This window comes from Microbacterium sp. Leaf179, assembly GCF_001423785.1.
In the GTDB taxonomy this organism is placed as follows: domain Bacteria; phylum Actinomycetota; class Actinomycetes; order Actinomycetales; family Microbacteriaceae; genus Microbacterium.
The window spans coordinates 1,158,464-1,178,203 of the sequence record NZ_LMPH01000001.1; the positions used below are offsets into that span (position 1 = coordinate 1,158,464).

A 19,740-nucleotide genomic window follows, 5' to 3' on the forward strand; every position below is an offset into this window, starting at 1 on the left:
CGCGGGCGGCCAGCCAGCCAGCGGGAAGTCTACCCGGCGCGTCGCGGGCCGTCCTGAGCGTCGGCGTCGCCGTCGGTCCCGTCGCCGGCGTCGTCGGCGCGGGGGGTGCGCGGGCCCGCGGCGGGGTTCTCGCCCGCCGCAGCGCCCGGCGGTGCGGCGGCGGCCATGCGCTGGTCGAGCTGCTCGCGCCACGAGCGGGACTGCCCCGCCCGCACCGCGCACAGCGCGAGCAGCAGCCACCCGGCCCCCGTCAGCGTGAAGCTCTCGAACACCGAGACGGTGAGCAGGGCGACCAGCGTCAACGGGGCCCACGCGTGCACGACCGCGCGGCGGGAGCCCGCGACGAGCCACCCGCGGGCCAGGCCGAGGCCGCCGAGGGCGCCGAAGAGCAGCAGCCCCACCCACCCGAGCTGCAGCAGCACGTCGAGGAAGGCGCTGAGCGCGGAGGCATGCCACGCGCCGAGCGCCAGGGTGATCAGGTCGAACGGCACGATGCCGGGTACCCACGCCCCGAACCAGCCGAACCCCTGCACCGGACGCAGCTCGGCCACGTCGAGCACGCGCACCCACAGATCGGTGCGCAGCGACAGGTCGGCGCTCGCGCCGAGCGCGGCGACGAGGGGAGCGCGCAGCGCGAAGACCGCCCCCGTCGCGACGACGACGCCCGCGCCCAGCAGCGTCTGCGCCGAGCGACGGCGAGCGGCAGGAACGCGTCGCACGGCCCACAGGGCGCCCGCGGCCAGCCCGGTCACGGCGGCGACGACGATGACGGTGGGCGAGCCGCTGAGCGCCGCGAGCACGCCGCCGAGCAGCACCGAGCCGATCGCGACCCCGGTCCCGACCGAGCGGGTGCGCCACTCCACGAGGAAGGTGATCAGGGCCACGACCGTGACGAAACCGAGGGCGTTGCGCGTTCCGAACACGCCCTGCACGGGGCCCAGGTCGGCGATCGCCCCCTGGATCTGCAGGAAGGGGATCGGAAGATCCAGCAGGATGCCGCTGAGCACCTCGAGCGCGAGCGACAGGCCCAGCAGCCATCGCAGCACGTCGCCGAGCGCCCGCACCGTCTGCACCGCGTCGCGCACGAGCCCGATGACCACCGCGAGGAACGCCAGCGCGGCGAAGGAGAGCCATCCGCCGAGCGCCTCGGCGGGGGCCGTGCTCCAGAACACGCTCGCCCCCGCCCAGGCCACGAGCAGAACGAGCGTCGTGGGGGCCAGGCGCACGAGGTCGATCTCGTCGCGCCGGGCCCAGAGGATCGCGCCGCCGAGGGCGCAGAGCCCCGCGAACACCGTCGCGAGCGTCACCGACCCGGCGACCGCCGCGATCGCGAAGCCGCCGACGGCGGCGGCGAACACCGCGAGGGTGAAGGCGCGGGCCAGGGCCGGGGAGGCGAGCAGGGGGAGCGGCGCGGCCGGCGCCGAGGTCACGGCGCGGGTCTCTGCAGCTCGCCGCGTTCGATCGACAGGCTCTGCTCGCTGGGGCCGACCCCCACGAGCGGCGTCTGCTTGATCTTCGCGCCGAAGAGCACGACGAACATCCATCCCCACAGCAGCAGCGGCCCGGACTCGGTCAGGCCGAGCACGACCAGCAGTGCTCCGATCAGGGTCGGGAGCAGTGTGAGGGGCGAGTGCGGGCGATCGGCGCGCAGGTCCCACCGCGGTCGATCGACGGCGAAGAACCACGAGCGCCAGACGTACGCGAGGTACACCAGCGCGAGCAGCAGGACGCCGATGCCCCCCAGCTGCAGATAGGCGTCGAACCACATGCTGTGCGCCTGCACGACGGTCTGTCCGTGGTCGACGATCCAGCCGTCGATGAGCGGTTCCGAGGCGATCCAGGGCGTCGAGAAGCCCCACCCGACGATCGGGTGCTGGTCGGCGCGCGCCACGACGTCGGCCCAGATGCCCTCGCGGCCCGTGAGGTCTGCGCCGCGGCCGAGAAGCCCGAACAGGGCGTCGCGGCCGAACCACAGCGCGGCGCCCGCGCCGAGCCCGACGGCGGCGTACAGCAGGTACCACCGCGTGCGTTCGCCGGGGCGACGGGCGGTGCGCATCACCAGCACCGTGCCGAGCACGAGGGCGACGAAGGCCGCCGCGATGAAGGCCGTCGCCGACCCGGCACGGACGAAGAGGAAGGCGGCGACCGCCATCCAGCCGATGAGCAGCGTGCGGCGGGGGGCTCCGGCGGCGAGGCGCACCGCGAAGACGATGAGGGCGACGAGCATGACCGCGGCCAGCAGGTTGGCGTTGCCGAACACGCCCTGGATGCGACCGCCGTCGAAGAGGTTGTCGCGCGACCAGTAGACGATCGGATCGACCCGTTCCGAGGGCACGACGAAGCCGGGCAGCAGCGGGCCGCGCACGAACACCGAGACCACGACCTCGAACAGCAGCGACAGGCCCACGATCCATTTGGCGGCCGACGCGACCGCCCGCACGACGTCGCGCCAGGTGAGCACGGCGCCGATGAACAGCGCCTGGAAGGTCGTGATGGCCAGCAGCAGCCACGTGAGCACGGATGCCGCGGGCCACGCGCTCCACGAGATCGAGGCCGCCGCCCAGGCGACGTATCCGAAGGCGAGCCAGGGCAGGCGGCGCACCGCCACCGGGGGACGCACCACGATCCACACGATCGCCGAGACCACGGCGGAGCAGGCGACGACGATCGCGGCGACGAGGGGGCCGACCGCGTTGACGAGCCCGACGCCACCCAGGGCGAGCACGAGCACGAGCACGCACCAGGCGCGCATCAGCAGGTGCCCGGTCGTCTCGCGCGGCGGTGCCGTCGGCGGCGCCGACACGGGGTGATTCGTGTACATCGCCATGGTGTGTTCAGGGTACCGGTCGGCATCCGGGGGCGCGGGGTGCTGCCACTAGGCTGACGCCCGTGCTTGTTGCGATCTCGAACACGCCCCGCGACTACGCCTGGGGCAGCCCGACGCTCATCGCCGACCTCGAGGGCCGCGAGCCCACCGGCGCCCCCGAGGCCGAGGTGTGGTTCGGCGACCACCCCGGCTCGCCCGCCGAGGTGCACGACGGCTCCGACCGCACGCTCGACGCCTGGCTCCCGGCCGAGGCCGCGGCGCACGGTGTCCCGGCGAAACTCCCGTACCTGCTCAAGCTGCTCGCCGCCGGCGCGCCCCTGTCGATCCAGGTGCACCCCTCGAAGGATCAGGCCGTCGAGGGCTTCGCCCGTGAAGAGGCCGCCGGTGTTCCCCGCGACGCGGGGTCGCGCAACTACAAGGACGACAACCACAAGCCCGAGGTCATCGTCGCCCTCAGCGACACGTTCACCGCCCTGGCGGGCCTGCGCGACATCGCGCGCACCCGGGCCCTGGTCGCCGCCCTCGGCGACGCGCCCGCGGTGACGGCGCTGCGCGAGCGCCTGGCCGCCGACGATGCGAGCGCGGCCCTGCGCTCGACGATCGGCTGGCTGCTGGGAGACGCCGATGCGGCGGAGATCGCCGAGATCGTCGACGCCGCGGCCGCGGCCCACTCCGACGAGTTCGCGGCCGAACTGGCGTTGGCGGGCTCGCTCCACTCGGCGTATCCGGCCGACCCGGGCATCGTGGTGGCGCTGCTGATGAACCTCGTCGAACTGCGCCGCGGCGAGGCGATCTTCGTGCCCGCCGGCGTGCTGCACGCGTACGTCGCGGGTCTCGGCGTGGAGATCATGGCCGCCAGCGACAACGTGCTGCGCGGGGGGCTGACCCCCAAGCACATCGACGTCGCGGAGCTGCTCTCGCTCGTCGACTTCCGTCCGGCGGAGCCGCCGTTCCTGCCCCCGACCGTCGCGGACGGTGTCGAGGTGTTCGCCCCGGGGATCGCGGACTTCGCCCTCGGACACCTCCTGCCCGGCGCCGCGGCGGCGCTGGAGCTGCGCGGGGTGGCGATCGCCCTGGGTGTCTCGGGTGAGACGGTGCTCACCGGCGCCGCCGGGGGCACGGTGACCCTGACGGCGGGTCAGGCGGCGCTCATCACGCCCGACGAGTCGCCGGTCTCGACCGACGGCGGCGGCGAGGTCTTCGTCGCGATGCCCGGCGCCTGACGACCCGACACGCCGTGGCGCGTCGTGAAGGTTCATCTCGGCCTTGAGGGTTTACGATCCGCGACTTGACCAAATCGAATGACACAGGTGTAATTACTCATGCGCGGCACCGCGCGTCACGGGGTTCGAACCAGGCGGAGGACGATATGGCGACATCGCAGTACCGGTCCGGTGTGCCGGACAACTGGTTCGTCGATCCGGTCGATCTCGGTGTTCCCGGAGTCCGTCGTGACATCGACTCCACCGAAGAGAGCACCCTCTCGTGGCAGACCGATGCGCTGTGCTCGCAGACCGACCCCGAGGCGTTCTTCCCCGAGAAGGGCGGCTCGACGCGCGACGCCAAGCGCATCTGCACCTCGTGCGACGTGAAGTCCGAGTGCCTCGAATACGCGCTGCAGAACGACGAGCGCTTCGGCATCTGGGGCGGTCTCAGCGAGCGCGAGCGCCGCAAACTCAAGCGCCGCGCCTGATCTCCGGCCCGCTTCACCCGCAACCGGGCGATCCCGTCGCCGACGGCGCGGCGTGCGTCATCGCGCAGGACCGCGCTTAGGCTGATCCGCGTCATGCCCGCTCGTGTACACGCCATCCTCGTCGTCCGCCCCGAAGGACGCACTCCCGCCGCGAACCATCTGCAGCGGACGCTCGCCGCGCTCGCCGCGCAAACGCGTCCCGTCGACGCCCTCACCATCGTGCTGTGCGGCGCCGATCCGGCACTGACCCAGCTCGCCGCCACCTCGGGCGCCGAGGGCGTGATCACCGCCCCCGCGGGAACCTCCTTCGCCGCCGCGACCGCACTCGCGACCCCACGCCTCACCGGTGACGCGGTGTGGCTGCTCGCGCAGGACACCGCGCCCGACCCCGACGCCCTCGTGCGACTGGCCGGTGCCCTCGAGCTGTCGCCCTCGCTCGTGGTCGCCGCCCCCAAGCTCGTGGCGTGGGACGAGCGCGACATGATCCTCTCGCTCGGCGTCAGCATGAACCACTACGGCAGCACCGTCGAGCTCGCCGCGGGCGAACTCGACCAGGGCCAGCACGACGGCGACGCCGACGTGCTCGGCACCGACGTGCGCGGCGTGCTCGTCCGACGCGACGCGTGGACCTCGCTCGGGGGCCTGGATCCCGCCCTGGGCGGCGCCGACGAGGGGCTCGACCTGGGCGTGCGCGCCCGCCTCGCCGGCACCCTCGTCTCGGTCGTGCCCGCGGCCCGCGTCGCGGTCGCCGGTGACGGTGTCGCGGCGATGGCCCGTGGCCGTCGACGGGCCCGACGACGCGCCTTCGCCACGCGCACCGCGCAGTTGCACCGTCGTCTCGCCTACGCGCCGGCGCCCGCCGTGCCCCTGCACTGGTTGTCGTTCCTGCCGTTGGCGCTCTGGCGCACAGTGCTGCACCTCGTGACGAAGATGCCCTACCGGGTCCTTCCCGAGTGGGGCGCGACACTGTTGGTGATGGCCCGGGTGGCCGCGGTCGCCCGCGCCCGCCGCCGCATCCGCGCCGTCCGCACGGTGGGGTGGTCGCGCATCGCCCCCCTGCGGGTCTCCCGGGCAGAGATGCGGCTGCGATGGGAGGGCGACGGGGCCGACCCCGACGCCCCCGTGCGCTCGGAGCTGCGCTTCTTCGTCGGTGGGGGCGCGTGGACGGTCCTCGGCGCCCTCGCGGTGTCGGCGGCGCTGTTCGCCCCCCTCCTCGCCTGGCCCGTGCTCGGCGGGGGCGCCCTCGTGCCGCTGCGGGCCAACATCGCCCAGCTCTGGCAGGACGCCGCCTGGGGAGCGCGCCCCCTGGGCCTGGATGCCGTGGGCCCCGCCGATCCGTTCTCGGCCCTCGTCGCGCTGATCGGCACCCTGTCGCCCGGCGACCCCTCGCGGGCCTTCGTGGTGCTGTGGGTGCTGGCCCTGCCGCTCGCCGTGCTCGGCGCGTGGTTCGCCGCGACGCGCGTGACCGAGTCGTCGCTGCTGCGCATCACGGCCGCCCTCGCCTGGGCGCTCGCCCCGACGTTCCTCGCCTCGCTCGTCGAGGGTCGCCCGGCTGGGGTGCTGCTGCACCTGCTGCTGCCGTGGCTGTTCTACGCCGCGAGCGTCGCCCACCGTTCGTGGGCGCCCGCCGGGGCGGCATCCGTTCTGCTGGTGGGCGTGCTCGCGTGCGCCCCCTCGCTCGCTCCGGCCGTGGTCGTGCTCTGGTCGGCGGCCCTGGTCGTCGTGGCCCTCGTCGCCGGTCGCGGCGTGGCGCGCGTGGTCTGGCTGCTGGTGCCCTCGATCGTCGTGTTCGCGCCGCTGGTGTGGACGCAGGTGCGCACGGGCAATGTCTGGGGCCTGCTCGCCGACCCCGGCGTGCCCTACGCCGGCGCCGAGGTCCCGTCCGATCCCCTCGGGCGGGCGCTCCTGGCCGTCGGCTTCCCCACCTCCGACCCCGGCGGGTGGGCGTCGCTCACCGGCGGTCCCGTCTGGTGGGTGGGTCTTCTCGTGGCACCCTTGGCGGTCCTCGCCGTGCTGTCGGTGCTCACCCCGCGGTGGGTCACCGGCTCCGCTCTCATCGTCGTCACCGCCGCCGGGCTGGCCACCGCCTTCGCCGCCGTCGGCGTGGCCGTCTCGTTCGATCACGCCGTCGCGGTGCCGCTCTGGCCCGGCGCCGGCCTGAGCCTGGCGTGGGTGGGGGTGGTCGGTGCGGCGGTCGTCGCGCTCGACGCCGGCATCGTGCCGCGCGTCTCGGCGCTGCGCCCGATCGGCGCCCTCGTGGTGCTCGCCGCCCTGCTCGTCGCCGTCGCGCCCGCCCTGACGGCGCAGACGGGTAACGGCGACTCCGGGCGCTCGGTCGTCACCAACGGTCCCGTCTCGACCCTGCCGGCCTTCGTCGCCGCCGAGGGGCGCGGATCCACCGACGTCGGGACCATCGTGCTCGACCCGCGCGCCGACGGGCTGCGGGTCGACGTCGTCTGGGGCGGAAGCGCCACGCTGTCGGGACAGAGCACCGTGCAGTCCACGCGCACGACCCCCGGTCCGGGCGACGTCGAGCTCGCCGCCCTCGCGGCGGATCTCGTATCGCCCTCGGCCGGCGACGTCGTCTCGCGCCTGGCCGCACGCGGCATCGGTTTCGTGCTGCTGGAATCCGCCCCCGCGGGGGAGGACGACGTCATCCGCGGGGCGCGCCTGGGGGCGGCCACCTCGCTCGATCAGCGCGATCTGCTCGACCCGGTCGGGGCGACCTCCCGGGGCGACCTGTGGCGCGTCAACGCCCCGCTGCAGCCGCGCGCCGAGATGGACGCCCACCAGGTCGCCCTGCAACGGCTGGTGACGTTCGGATCGATCGGCGTGCTGCTGGTCGCCCTGCTGCTCGCCGTTCCCACCGCCGCGTCGCGCCGCGTCGCGCGCCGCACGCCGCGCATCGTCGGCCCGACGCCGGGAGGATCCCGATGAGCAACCGTCGCTTGGCCCGCGTGGCGGCCACCAGCGCCCGCGTCGTGGCCGGCGCCGCCGTCGCCACGGCGGCGGTGGTGGGAACCGTGGTCGGCATCGCCGCCCCCTGGCCCGAGTACACGGCCACTCCCGTGCGTGTGGAGGCGACGCCCGCTCCCTCCGACACCGTGCTCGCGTGCGACGGCCCCCTGCTCGCCCTGGGGCGCAGCGCCGACGCCGCCGGAAACCTCAGCGCCGCCGCCGCCCAGCAGGTCGTCAGCGGACCCGCCGACAGTGCCGCGGCGGTCACCACGCTCACCGGCGCCACGGCCGACGCGTCCGGCGACGCCGAGGCCCTCCGCGCGGCACCGCTCGACGAGACCCAGACCCCTCTGGCCGCCGCGGGGTCGGCGACCGCCGTCTCGGACGATCTGACCGGGTTCGCGGCATCCGCGTGCCGCGCCCCCCTCGCGGAGTCGTGGTTGGTCGGAGGCGCGACGACCACCGGCGCGAACGACCTGGTCGTGCTCGCCAACCCCGGCGAGGTTCCCGCGACGGTGCAGCTGTCGGTCTACGGAGCGCAGGGCGTGTCGACGCCTCCCGGCGGGCGCAACCTCGTCGTGCCCCCCGCCGGTCGCCGCGTGGTGCCCCTGGCGGGGCTCCTGCTGGGCGAGGAGAGCCCAGTCGTGCGCGTGGTCGCCTCGGGCGCTCCGGTGCACGCGTCGCTGCAGTCCGCCCTCACCCGCGTGCTGCTGCCCGGCGGGAGCGATCAGGTCGCGCCGATCGCGCAGGCCGACACGCGGCTGGTGATCCCGGGCGTCGAGGTGCTCACCACCGGTCAGGGGCAGGCCGGCACGGTGCTGCGTCTGCTGTCGCCCGGCGCCGACGCCACCGCCACGGTGACCCTGTCGCCGCTGGACGCCGCGGTCGCCGCCCCCGCTCCGAGTCAGGTTCCGCTGAGCGTCGGCAAACCCACCTCGCTCGACCTGTCGGGTCTGGCCGCCGGCGCGTACACCGTCGAGGTCGACGCCTCGGCTCCGGTCGTGGGCGCGACGTGGTCGACCACGGGATTCGGCGAGGGCGCCGACTTCGCCTGGTACTCCCCGGCACCGCGCTTCATCTCGGCGAGCACCATCGCCGTGGCTCCCGGCGTGGGCGCCGCGGTCGTGCTGACCGCCGAAGCCCAAGACGTCACGGTGACCCTCGCCCCGACCGACGGGGGAGCGCCGATCGTGGCGACGGTCGCCGCGGGAACGAGCGTCGCGGTCCCCGCGGCGGCGGGTGCCTATCGTCTCGAGACGAGCGCCGCGGTTCATGCCGCGGTGACCTACTCGGGAGCGGGCGCGCTCGCGTCGTACCCGCTGTGGCCGGCGGATGCCGCCGCTTCGGCGCTGACGATCCTGCCCTGACGCGTCGCCGCGACGTCGCGCCCGTGCGGCGTGCGCGCGTCGATCAGAAGAAGCGGAAGCGCTCGGGGCCGAGGTCCCACGGGTCGCGGTCGAGGAACTCGGCCGCGGCGCGGAAGACGGCGCCCTCGATCACCATGCGGCGGTGCAGGTCGTCGTCGTGATGCGGATGCCCGAGGCGCTCGATGGGCACGCGGTAGAGGATGATGCGTTTCTCTTCGCGCAGCACCGTCCACCGGGGGATGCCATCGGTCGCGGCCGGCGGCATGATGCCGATCTCGAACGACACGTCGCGCAGCTCGGTCCAGGCCGAGCGCAGGAACTCCGCGGCGGCCCCCACGGCGACGTCGAAGCGCTCGACGCGCGTGTCGACCGGCGGCAGCGGCGGACGCACGACGGGACTGCGGTTCTCGCGCCCGTGGCGGCCGTGCCGCGACGGACGGACGACCGGCCGGGCTTCGCGGGATCGTCGACGCACCATGCGTTCATCCTATGGTTGCGGTGCGCGACGTCGGCAGCTCCGTCGGTACCGTCTGCATGATCCGCGGGCACCGCCACCGTTCGTTTCGACGCATGAAGTCGACGCATAAACGCGGATCCTGCGCATAAACGCGCTGCCGTCGCGTTTATACGCAGGATGAGCGTTTATGCGTGTGGGGGCGATGCGGGCCCGGCGCAGAGGGCGCGATGGTGTGGCTGTACCGCCGCTGTCGGGCGCGGCATCCGGGGGCGACGGCGCGGCGCGGCGGTCGCCATGCGCCGGCTCTGTAGGCTGACCCGCGATGCGCGACAGACTCTGTTCGAAGGTGGCGTGCGCCCGCGAGGCGATGAGCACCCTCACCTACGACTACGGCGACCAGATGGCGGCCCTCGGCCCCCTCGGTCCCGTCGGAGACCCCCACGCGCACGATCTGTGCGCAATCCACGCCGATCGCCTGTCTGTTCCGCAGGGGTGGGTCGTCGTGCGGCACGAGACGCTGCGCGCCTGAGCCCGCCGCGTCAGACCCGCTCGGTGAGGGCGGCGGCGCGCTGATTCTCGAGCAGCAGCGCCCGGTACTCCCGGTCGCGCCGCACCGTCGACACGGCCCGCACGAGCGTCTCGGGGTCGGTCGGGGGCAGGGGCGACACGAACGGGCGGACCGCCTCGGCCAGCGCGGCGGCGACCCGCGCGCGCGAGACCGGGTCGAGCGCGTCGGCCCCGCGCACGAAGGTCGACATGCGCGCCGCCAGTCGGTCGGGCAGGCGCGAGACGTCGGCGATCGCGGCCCACGATTCGAGTCCCGGAGGGATGCCGGGGGCCGGCGGCGGCAGGGGACGCGTGCGCGTGCGCTCGCTCGAGGTGCCCGCGAGCAGATCGCCCAGGCGCTGGGAGCGGGGCGTGAACATCCCCACCACCGCCGCGATCGCCCCGAGGGTGAACCACAGTTCGAGCACGCCGACGAGGGAGCGGATGAACGCCTGACGGAACCCCGCCGCGCCGCCGTCGGTGCGGACGATGCGCCCACCGACCACGAGGCGGCCGAGGCTGCGTCCGCGCGACAGGGTTTCCACCGTCGTGGGCAGCGCGACCATGACGACGACGAGCAGGGTGACCACGGCGATCCCGACCGCGCTCTCGGGCAGCGTCGCTCCCACGACCATGGTCGCGATCAGCAGGCCGCCACCGAGCAGGAGCGCGAATCCCACCACCATGTCGATGAGGCAGCCGACCGCCCGCAGGAAGAACCCGAGGGGTTGGACGTCGAGGGCGACGGCCTCGCCGGTGAGGGTCTCGTCCGCACCCGTGTGCACGAGCGCGACCGAAGGTCCGGGGGTCGACGACGATGCCATGCGTACAGTTGACCACATGGACCTCGACGCCCTCACGGCCGCCCGACGAGACGAGTGGTCCCGCCTCGACGATCTCGGCCGTCGGCGCCGGTTGAGCGGCCCCGAGGTCGACGAACTCGTCACGCGCTACCGCGCGGCATCGGCCGACCTGGCCGACATCAAGACCTCGGCCGGACGCACGCCGCAGGGCGACTACGTCTCGCTGCTGCTCGCCCGCACGCGGCTGCGGCTGACGGGCGTGCGCGAGAACGTGCTGAAGCAGTTCCCGCGCTTCTTCCTGCAGCAGCTGCCCGCGGCGCTGTACCGGGTGCGGTGGATGACGCTGGCGGTGACGGTGTTCTTCGTCGCCGTCGCCACCCTCGTCGCCCTCTGGATCTCGAACGACCCCGCCGCGGTGGCCGCGCTCGGCTCGCAGAGTGAGCTGCAGAACTACGCCGACGAGCGCTTCGTCGACTACTACCGCGAGAATCCCAACGCGATCTTCGCCGGGACGGTCTGGACCAACAACGCGTGGATCGCGGCGCAGTGCGTGCTGTTCGGGGTGACCGGGTTCTGGCCGGCGATGGTGATCATGCAGAACGCCGTGGGCGTGGGGCAGTCGGCCGCGATCATGATCGCCTTCGACCGCGCCGACGTGTTCTTCCAGTTCATCCTCCCGCACGGCCTGTTGGAGCTCACCGCGATCTTCGTCGCGGGAGCGGCGGGTCTGCAGATCTTCTGGGCCTGGGTCGCCCCCGGCCGGCGCACGCGCGCCGCGGCTCTGGCGGCGGCCGGACGATCGCTGGCCACGGTGGCGGTGGGGCTCGTGTTCGCCCTGGCGCTGTCGGGTCTCGTCGAGGGCTTCGTCACGCCCCGCGACTGGCCGTGGCCCATCAAGATCGCCATCGGTGCGCTCGCGCTGGGCGTGTTCCTGTTCTACATGCTGTGGGTGGGCCGCAGGGCTGCGGCCGCGGGCGAGACGGGCGATCTCACCGAGTACGAGGCGGGGACTTCGACCCTCACCGCCGGCTGACGGCATCCGGTCGTTCCCGGCCGTTCCCCGGCGTGTCATTTTTGATTCACTCAAAAATAGCTAGGGTGGAGGCATGCTCGACAGTCAGCCGGACGCCACCGCGGATGCCCTCATCCGCGGCGCGGGTCTGCGGGTGACGGCGACACGCGTCGCCGTGCTCGAGGCGCTCCGCGCCCGGCCGCACGCCACCGCCGACGCGGTGTTCGACGGGATCCGGGGCACCCTCCCCGGAACCAGCAAACAGTCCGTGTACAACGCGCTCGGCGACTTCGCCGACGCGGGACTCGCCCGCCGCATCGAACCCGCCGGCCACGCCGGCACCTTCGAACTGCGCGTGGGCGACAACCACCACCACGTGGTGTGCACCGGGTGCGGACGCATCGACGACGTGGACTGCGTCGTCGGCGCGGCTCCCTGTCTGCACATGCCGGAGCAGAGCGGCTTTCTCATCGAAACCGCCGAGGTGACGTTCTGGGGCGTGTGCTCCGATTGTCGAGCGAAGTCCGAAGCCGAAAAACCGAGAGGATCCCGATGAGCGACGCTCTGAACGGGTGCCCCGTCTTCCACGATGGAGCCGCCCCCGACGACAACCGACTGCCCGTGGGCGAAGCCCCCGCCGACAGCGAGCCCGCCGGCGCCCTGCCCCATCCGACCCAGGGCTCCGCCAACCGCGTGTGGTGGCCCGAGTCGCTGAACGTGAAGATCCTCGCGAAGAACAACGCGCTGCGCGACCCGCTCGGCACGGACTTCGACTACCGCGCCGCGTTCGAGGCGCTCGACCTCGCCGCCGTCAAGAGCGACATCCAGCAGGTCATGACGACCTCGCAGGACTGGTGGCCGGCCGACTTCGGGCACTACGGCCCCCTTATGATCCGCATGGCGTGGCACAGCGCCGGCACCTACCGCGTGACCGACGGTCGCGGCGGTTCGGGCGCGGGCATGCAGCGCTTCGCGCCGCTCAACAGCTGGCCCGACAACGTCAACCTCGACAAGGCTCGCCGCCTGCTCTGGCCCATCAAGAAGAAGTACGGCCAGTCGATCTCGTGGGCCGACCTCATGATCCTCGCCGGCAACGTCGCGCTCGAGGACATGGGGTTCCCGACCTTCGGCTTCGCCGGCGGCCGCACCGACGTGTGGGAGCCCGACGACGACGTGTACTGGGGCCCCGAGACCACGTGGCTCGGCGACGAGCGCTACACGGGCAACCGCGAGCTGGAGCGCCCGCTCGCGGCCGTCCAGATGGGCCTCATCTACGTCAACCCCGAGGGCCCCAACGGCAACCCCGACCCGCAGCTGTCGGCCCACGACATCCGTGAGACGTTCGGCCGCATGGCCATGAACGACGAAGAGACCGTCGCCCTCATCGCCGGTGGTCACACCTTCGGCAAGACCCACGGAGCCGCGAGCGACTCGCACGTGGGAGTGAACCCCGAGGCCGCCGACATCAACGACCAGGGTCTCGGCTGGAAGAACAGCCACGGCACGGGCAAGGGCGACGACACCATCACCAGTGGTCTCGAAGTCACCTGGACCTACCACCCGACCCGGTGGGACAACGAGTTCTTCCACATCCTCTTCGCGTACGAGTGGGAGCTCTTCCAGAGCCCGGCGGGCGCCCACCAGTGGCGTCCGAAGAACGGTGGCGGCGCCGACATGGTGCCCGAGGCGCACTCCGACGGACGCCGCGAGCCCCGCATGCTCACGAGCGACCTGGCGCTGCGCGTCGACCCGGCGTACGAGAAGATCTCGCGCCGCTTCGCCGAGGACCCGGCCGCCTTCCAGGACGCCTTCGCCCGCGCCTGGTTCAAGCTGACCCACCGCGACATGGGACCGCGCGAGCGTTACCTCGGCTCCGAGGTCCCCGCCGAGGTGCTCGTCTGGCAGGACCCCGTGCCCGTCGTCGACCACGCGCTCATCGACGCCGCCGAAGCGGCGGCGCTGAAGCAGCAGATCCTCGACAGCGGCCTGACGGTGCCGCAGCTGGTCACCACGACCTGGGCGGCCGCCTCCACCTTCCGCGGCAGCGACAAGCGCGGTGGCGTGAACGGCGCGCGCATCCGCCTCGAGCCGCAGAAGAGCTGGACGGTCAACAACCCCGAGCAGCTGGCATCCGTGCTCTCGGTGCTCGAGAACCTCAAGGCCGACTTCGACGCGCAGGCGGCGGACGGCAAGAAGGTCTCGATCGCCGACCTGCTCGTGCTCGCCGGCAACGCTGGTGTCGAGCAGGCCGCTCGCGCGGGCGGTGTCGAGGTCGAGGTGCCCTTCACCCCGGGCCGCACCGACGCGACGCAGGAGCAGACCGAGATCGAGTCGTTCCGCTGGCTCGAGCCGGTCGCCGACGGCTTCCGCAACTACGCTTCGCGCGACGCGCGGCTGCCCGCGGAGTTCCTGCTGCTCGACAAGGCCAACCTGCTGACGCTCACCGCGCCCGAGATGACCGTGCTGGTCGGAGGCCTCCGGGCCATCGGCGCGAACTGGGACGGCTCCGACTGGGGCGTCTTCACCGACACCCCCGGTGCGCTGACGAACGACGTGTTCGCGAACCTGCTCGACCTCGGCACGACGTGGAAGCCGCTCGACAGCGGCAAGCACGCGTTCCAGGGCACGAAGGACGGCTCCGGCGAGACGGTCGGGATCGGCACGCGCGTCGACCTGGTGTTCTCGTCGAACTCCGAGCTGCGCGCGCTCGCCGAGGTCTACGCCTCGGACGACGCGAAGCAGAAGTTCGTGCGCGACTTCGTCGCCGCCTGGCAGAAGGTCACCGAGCTCGACCGCTTCGACCTGGTCTGACCATCCGTCCCCGCTGCGGCGGGTGCGCTGCGGCTCGGTACCCGCGGCATCCGGAAGGCCCGTCCCCTCGCGGGGGCGGGCCTTTCGTCGTGCGCGCGGCGCTGCTGCGGCTCACCGGCAAGCTGTTGCTGCCTTCGTCCCCCCGCCGGGGGGATGTCCCACTTTGTGCGGGTTTGCGGCCCGGTTGCTGCACGAAGTGGGACATGCGCGAGGTGGCGGCGGTGTCTGCCTGGGGGATGTCCCCACTTTGTGCGGGTTTGCGGCGCTGGGGCCGCACGAAGTGGGACACGCAGGGTGCGGGCGACTGCCGTGCAGAGGCGGCGCGTGAGGCGGTGTCTGCCGGGGGATGTCCCACTTCGTGCAGGTTTGCGGCTCTGTTGCTGCACGAAGTGGGACATGCGCGAGGTGGCGGCGGTGTCTGCCTGGGGGATGTCCCACTTTGTGCAGGTTTGGGGCACGGGCACTGCACGAAGTGGGACATGCAGGGTGCGGGCGACCGCCTCGCGGGGGCGGCGCGTGCGCAGGGGAGGATGCGGCCGGGCTCAGGCGAGCGACAGGCGGCGCAGACCCTCGTCGAGAGAGACCGCGGGCGTCCAGCGCAGGTCGCGGCGGATCTCGGTCTGGTCGAACCAGTGCGCGGTCGACAGCTGCTCGGCGAGGAACCGCGTCATGGGGGGTTCGTCCTCGCCCGGGCGCACGGCCCACACGCGCTCGACGAGGGCGCCGGCCGCGCGAGCCAGCCCCGCCGGCACGCTGAACCGCGGCGGTTCGACGCCCGAAGCGCGGCAGATCCCGGCGAGCAGGTCGCCGACCGGGCGCGGCTCGCCGTTGGTCAGCACGTACGCGCGACCGCTCACCTCGTTGACGCGGTCCAACGCGGCGACGATCCCGGATGCCGCATTGTCGACGTACGTGGAATCGATGAGCGCGGTTCCCCCATTGAGCAACGGGAGTCGACCCCGGCGGGCGCGGTCTACCACGCGGGCGATCAGCTGGGTGTCGCCCGGCCCCCACACGAGGTGCGGGCGGATCGCGACCAGGGCGGTATCGCCGCCCGCGCGCGAGAGGGCGATCAGCTCGGCCTCGGCCTTCGTGCGGGCGTACTCGCCGTGCGCGGCGTCGGGGTCGGCGGGCTCGGCCCCGACCCCGGCCAGGGCGTGACCGGCGTGCGCGACCGACGGCGACGACACGTGCACGATGCGCCGGACGCCGGCGGCCGACGCGGCGTCGAGGAGCGTCCGCGTGCCCTCGACGTTGACGGCCCGGAACTGCGCGGGGTCTCCCGCCAGCGACACCTTCGCGGCCAGATGCACCACGCCGTCGACACCCTCGAGGGCGGATGCCACGGCATCCGGATCCGTCACGGAACCGAGGCGATCCTCGGCGCCGTCGACGCGCGAGGGGCGGCGCTGGAGCGTGCGCACCTGATGACCGGCATCGTGCAGGGCACGCACGACCGCGCCGCCGAGAAAGCCGGACGCGCCGGTGGCGAGGACCCTCACGGCGCCGTCGGCTTCGCGCCGGCGAGCAGACGCTCGGCCCACGCGGCGAGGCGCGAGCGGTCGATCTTGGAGTTGTGGCGGATGTCGGTGGGCAGCGCCGGCACCACCAGCACGGCGGCCAGCGACTGCGCCGTCGAGGCGCGGACGGCCTCGGTCAGTTCCGGCGTCGCCAGCCCCGGGCGCCGCGCGCCGGCCTCGACCACGGCCACGACGACCTGTCGACCGACGGGGCCGACCCCGACCGCGGCCGCGCGTTCGACGGCGGGCACGGTTTCGGCATCCTGCTCGATGCCGACCGGGGTGACGGGACCCTCGGCGGTCGTGATGACGTGGGGGAGTCGCCCCTCGATCCACAGGCGTCCGTCGGCGTCGAGGTGACCCACGTCGCCCGTGCGGTGCCAGCGGTCGGCGACCCCGCGGCGGGCCTCGCGGTCGGTGAGGTAGAGGCGGAAGTATCCGCGCTTGAGGTGCGGGGCTGAGATGACGACCTCGCCCGTCACTCCGGCGTCGGTCGAGGGCTCTCCGGTGGCGCGGCCGTCGGGGCCGATCGCCGAGATGCGCACCTGGCCCGTGCCGAGGGGACGACCGACGCAGACGCCGCGGTCGCCGGTCACTGCCGCGCGCTCGATCTCGGGCAGGGTCACATCGGCGACGAGCAGGCACTCGGTCATGCCGTACGGGGTATGCGCGGTCGCCCGGGGCATGAGCTCCTGCGCACGGCGCAGCAGGTCGATGCCCACGGGGGCACCCGTCGAGAGGAAGGTGTAGACGCGGGCGAGGGCGGCGCGGTCGTCGGCGTCGAGGGCATCCGAGGTGGCGACGACGTTGTGCACCGCGGCGGGCGAGAGGAACACGATGCGGGCGTCGGAGGCACGGACGGCTGCGGCCACCGCCGTGGCGGTGAGGGTGCGCGGCGCCGAGACGTCCATGTCGGGGGTCGCTGAACGCGTTCCGAGCGCCGGGCCCAGCAGTGCGAACGGCGCGAAGCCCGTCACCAGACCGGTGTCGGCCGTGACGCCGAAGTGCGCGGCCAGGGTGTCGCGCAGGGCCGTGAGTTGCGCGTGCGTGTACACGACGCCCTTCGCCGGTCCCGTGGACCCCGAGGTGAACAGGATCGCCGCAAGGGCATCGGCGTCGGGGGCGGCGGGCAGCGCGCGTCCGCGGCCGGCACGCGCGAGGTCCGACAGGCTCGCCTCGACGCCGAGAGCGCGCGAGGTCACCGACGGCAGAGAGGCGGCCGACACCCGGCGTCCCGGCCATCCGAGCGCGCGGGCGGCGGCGAGACCGGCGACCTCGCCGATGACGACGTCGGGACCGGCGCCGCGCACGGCACGCGACAGACCCCGGATGCCGAGACCCCGGTCAGCCACGACCACGACGGCGCCGATGCGCAGGCACGCGTACAACGCCGCGGTCAGGGTGGGTCCGGGTGGCACCAGGAGCGAGACGCGGTCGCCCGCGCGCACGCCGAAGGCGTCGAGACCGGCGGCGAGCTCGTCGACGCGGGTCGACAGCTGCCGCCAGCTCACGCGCAGCGGCGCGCCGTCGCGCGCGGTGCTCATGTCGATCACGGCGGTGTCGTCGTCGTCTCGGCGGGCGACGAGGGCGTCCCACAGGCGACCGGCGGGGGCGGTGTCGCCCGCACCGTCGAGCTCCGCTTGCGCGCGTGCCGCCTTCGCGCGGCCCGCGCGGGTCTCGGCGGGGGCGGCATCGGCGGTGTCGGGGAGAGCGACGACCTTCTCGTCGAGCCAGTCGAGCACGACGTCGGCGTAGGGGCGCTCCTCGGCGATGAGGTGCCCGGCGCCTTCGAAACGATGCACGTCGGCGTGCGGCATCCGCTCGGTGAGATCGTCGAGGTGGCCCTCGCCGAACACGGGGTCCTTCGGTCCGCGCAGGAAGAGCGCGGGGACGTCGAGGTCGCGGAGCCCCGTCGACATCCGACGGAGCGCCGGAGTGCTCTCGTCGGTCGCGGTGGCCGGGATGTCGGCCACGAACCCGCCGATGCCGCGGCGACGGGCCACGGTGGCGTACGGGGAACGGAACGCCGCCCGCACGGCCGGGTCGAGATCGGCCAGCGCGAGGGTGGTGTCGAGGAACGCCGTGGTGCCGGTGGTGCCCGCGGCGAGCATTCCGCGCGCCGTCGCCACCCGCAGGGCGAAGGGCAGGGGGGCACCGTCGGGGTGATGCACGGCGGTGTTGAGGGCGATGACGGCCGCGAGGCGGTCGCGGTTCTCGACGGCCCAGCCGAGCGAGACGGGTCCGCCCCAGTCGTGGCCGATGGTGACGACCGGGCCGGCGAGGTCGAGCCTCGTCACGAGGGCGTCGAGGTCGGCGATGCGCTGCGCGAGCGTGCGGCGGAGCGTCGTGCGCTCCGAGAAGCCCATCTCGAGCTGGTCGACGGCGACGACGCGCCACGGGGTCGCCCCGGTCTCGGCGCGGCGGAGCGAGGCGTTCACCAGGGCGCGCCAGAGGTACGACCACGTCGGGTTGCCGTGCACCGCGACGATGGTGCCGCGGGGCTCGATGCCGCGTTCCGCGAGGGCGGGACCGGTGTCGAGCACGTGCCAGGTGCGCGTGCGCCCCGCGTCGGCGGCGGCGCCGGGCACCTCGACCAGTCGAGAGAGCGACGGATCGAGCCCGGGCAGTCCCGCCGGAGGAAGCGTGGCGGCGGGGGCGGTGACCCTCACCAGGCCAGCTCCAGCATGCCGGTGTTCAGCCCGGAGCCCACCCCCATCAGCAGGACGCGATCACCCCGGCGGAGCGTGTGCTGCTCGTCGGCGAGGGTGATCGGAATGGATGCCGGACCGACATTGCCCAGGTGGGGGTACGTGACGGGCACGCGGGTGCGGTCGAGCTTGGCGGCGCGGACGATCGCGGAGGTGTGCACTGACGAGACCTGGTGCGTGATGTACCGGTCCATACCCGTCCACGAGAACTCGCCCTTGGCTTCTTTCCACGCCGAGACGACGAGGTCGAGTCCGCCCTTGAGCAGGGCCTTGGCGTCGGTGAACATGCCGTCGACGCTGCCGACGCAGAGGTCGTAGAACTCGGTCGCGGCGCGGGTGACGCCGCCGACCAGGCGGTGGCCCTCGGGATGGTCGCTCGCGCGTCCGAGCACGGCGGCGGCCGCGCCGGAGCCGAGGGTCAGCGACGCGAACTCCTGCATGAACGCGTCGCGATCGAGGTCTTCGCGCACGAGCCGGTTGATCGTGTTGACCTGGATCTCGTCGGCGTCCTCACCGTTGACGATGAGCGCGTAGCGCACCTGGCCCGACTGGATCATGCCCGCGGCGAGGCTCATACCGTTGATGAAGCCGAGGCACGCGTTGGCCACGTCGAAGTTGATGGCGGAGCTGGGAAGACCGAGGCCGTGATGCAGGCGGACGGCGACCGAGGGCTCCAAGTGCTTGCGGGTGACGGAGGTGTTGATGATCAGGCCGATCTCGCTCGGATCCACGCCCGCCTCGGCCAGTGCCTGCTTGCCCGCGGCGATGGTCGCCTCATCGGACGACTCGCCCGCGGCCCAGTTGCGACGCTCGTTGACGCCGGCCACGCGACGGAGCAGACCGGGCTTCAACTTCAGCCGGTGCAACGCGGGAGCGAGCCGATCCTCGATGTCGTCCGACGTCGTGACCCGGCCGGGCAGAACGCTCGCCACCGATACGAGGGCCACATCGTCGAAGCGTGTCGTGGCGTTTCCTGGCAAGAGTTCTCCCGCATCCTGTGCGTAGACGGCGCAGCCGGGCGCGGAGGGGACGCGCCGA

General features: G+C 73.4%; 15 protein-coding genes. 8 read left to right on the forward strand and 7 right to left on the reverse strand.

The window, feature by feature from the left end:
- Positions 1-29 precede the first annotated feature (29 nt).
- The gene (locus ASF96_RS05300; RefSeq protein WP_200934070.1) at positions 30-1,430 is read right to left on the reverse strand and encodes an O-antigen ligase family protein; all 1,401 of its coding nucleotides are present in this window, start codon (positions 1,428-1,430) and stop codon (positions 30-32) included.
- Complete coding sequence (locus ASF96_RS05305) at positions 1,427-2,827, reverse strand: O-antigen ligase family protein (RefSeq protein WP_055936646.1); 1,401 nt, start codon at positions 2,825-2,827, stop codon at positions 1,427-1,429. Before ASF96_RS05305 ends, ASF96_RS05300 begins: the two co-directional genes overlap by 4 nt.
- A 62-nt stretch (positions 2,828-2,889) precedes the next feature.
- Here ASF96_RS05305 and manA point away from each other — a divergent pair, with 62 nt between their 5' ends.
- The 4 genes from manA (at position 2,890) to ASF96_RS05325 (ending at position 8,845) form a co-directional block, all read left to right on the forward strand.
- Positions 2,890-4,050 carry a mannose-6-phosphate isomerase, class I gene (gene manA, locus ASF96_RS05310; protein WP_055936649.1) on the forward strand — a complete coding sequence of 387 codons (1,161 nt, stop codon included), beginning with the start codon at positions 2,890-2,892 and terminating at the stop codon, positions 4,048-4,050.
- Positions 4,051-4,196: 146 nt separating this feature from the next.
- On the forward strand, positions 4,197-4,520 hold the full coding sequence (locus tag ASF96_RS05315) for a WhiB family transcriptional regulator (protein WP_082509300.1): 324 nt from the start codon (positions 4,197-4,199) through the stop codon (positions 4,518-4,520).
- 93 nt (positions 4,521-4,613) lie between these two features.
- Complete coding sequence (locus ASF96_RS05320) at positions 4,614-7,457, forward strand: glycosyltransferase (protein WP_055936657.1); 2,844 nt, start codon at positions 4,614-4,616, stop codon at positions 7,455-7,457.
- Positions 7,454-8,845, forward strand: a complete 1,392-nt coding sequence (locus ASF96_RS05325; RefSeq protein ID WP_055936660.1) for a DUF5719 family protein — start codon at positions 7,454-7,456, stop codon at positions 8,843-8,845. The genes ASF96_RS05320 and ASF96_RS05325 overlap by 4 nt, the downstream gene beginning before the upstream one ends.
- A 43-nt stretch (positions 8,846-8,888) precedes the next feature.
- On the opposite strand, the gene ASF96_RS05330 is transcribed toward ASF96_RS05325, so the two are convergent.
- Positions 8,889-9,323 (reverse strand): hypothetical protein, encoded by a 435-nt coding sequence (locus tag ASF96_RS05330; RefSeq protein ID WP_191926293.1) that lies wholly within the window; start codon positions 9,321-9,323, stop codon positions 8,889-8,891.
- A gap of 301 nt (positions 9,324-9,624) precedes the next feature.
- On the opposite strand from ASF96_RS05330, the gene ASF96_RS05335 reads away from it, so the two are divergent.
- A complete protein-coding gene (locus tag ASF96_RS05335) occupies positions 9,625-9,831 on the forward strand; it encodes a DUF3499 family protein (RefSeq protein WP_055834540.1) in 207 nt (68 codons plus the stop codon).
- A 10-nt stretch (positions 9,832-9,841) separates the two neighbouring features.
- On the opposite strand, the gene ASF96_RS05340 is transcribed toward ASF96_RS05335, so the two are convergent.
- The gene (locus ASF96_RS05340) at positions 9,842-10,672 is read right to left on the reverse strand and encodes an RDD family protein (RefSeq protein WP_055936663.1); all 831 of its coding nucleotides are present in this window, start codon (positions 10,670-10,672) and stop codon (positions 9,842-9,844) included.
- 16 nt (positions 10,673-10,688) lie between these two features.
- Here ASF96_RS05340 and ASF96_RS05345 point away from each other — a divergent pair, with 16 nt between their 5' ends.
- From ASF96_RS05345 to katG, 3 genes are all read left to right on the forward strand, one after another.
- Positions 10,689-11,684, forward strand: a complete 996-nt coding sequence (locus ASF96_RS05345; protein WP_055936669.1) for a stage II sporulation protein M — start codon at positions 10,689-10,691, stop codon at positions 11,682-11,684.
- A gap of 73 nt (positions 11,685-11,757) precedes the next feature.
- Positions 11,758-12,219, forward strand: a complete 462-nt coding sequence (locus ASF96_RS05350) for a Fur family transcriptional regulator (protein WP_055834549.1) — start codon at positions 11,758-11,760, stop codon at positions 12,217-12,219.
- Complete coding sequence (gene katG / locus ASF96_RS05355) at positions 12,216-14,474, forward strand: catalase/peroxidase HPI (protein WP_156458734.1); 2,259 nt, start codon at positions 12,216-12,218, stop codon at positions 14,472-14,474. Before ASF96_RS05350 ends, katG begins: the two co-directional genes overlap by 4 nt.
- Positions 14,475-15,016: 542 nt before the next feature.
- On the opposite strand, the gene ASF96_RS05360 is transcribed toward katG, so the two are convergent.
- Genes ASF96_RS05360 through ASF96_RS05370 form a run of 3 tightly spaced genes read right to left on the reverse strand, consistent with a single transcriptional unit; the run spans position 15,017 to position 19,682 of the window.
- Positions 15,017-15,976 carry an NAD-dependent epimerase/dehydratase family protein gene (locus ASF96_RS05360; protein WP_055835930.1) on the reverse strand — a complete coding sequence of 320 codons (960 nt, stop codon included), beginning with the start codon at positions 15,974-15,976 and terminating at the stop codon, positions 15,017-15,019.
- On the reverse strand, positions 15,973-18,663 hold the full coding sequence (locus ASF96_RS05365) for an alpha/beta fold hydrolase (protein ID WP_055936672.1): 2,691 nt from the start codon (positions 18,661-18,663) through the stop codon (positions 15,973-15,975). Before ASF96_RS05365 ends, ASF96_RS05360 begins: the two co-directional genes overlap by 4 nt.
- Complete coding sequence (locus ASF96_RS05370) at positions 18,660-19,682, reverse strand: 3-oxoacyl-ACP synthase III (RefSeq protein WP_055936675.1); 1,023 nt, start codon at positions 19,680-19,682, stop codon at positions 18,660-18,662. The genes ASF96_RS05365 and ASF96_RS05370 overlap by 4 nt, the downstream gene beginning before the upstream one ends.
- Positions 19,683-19,740 lie beyond the last annotated feature (58 nt).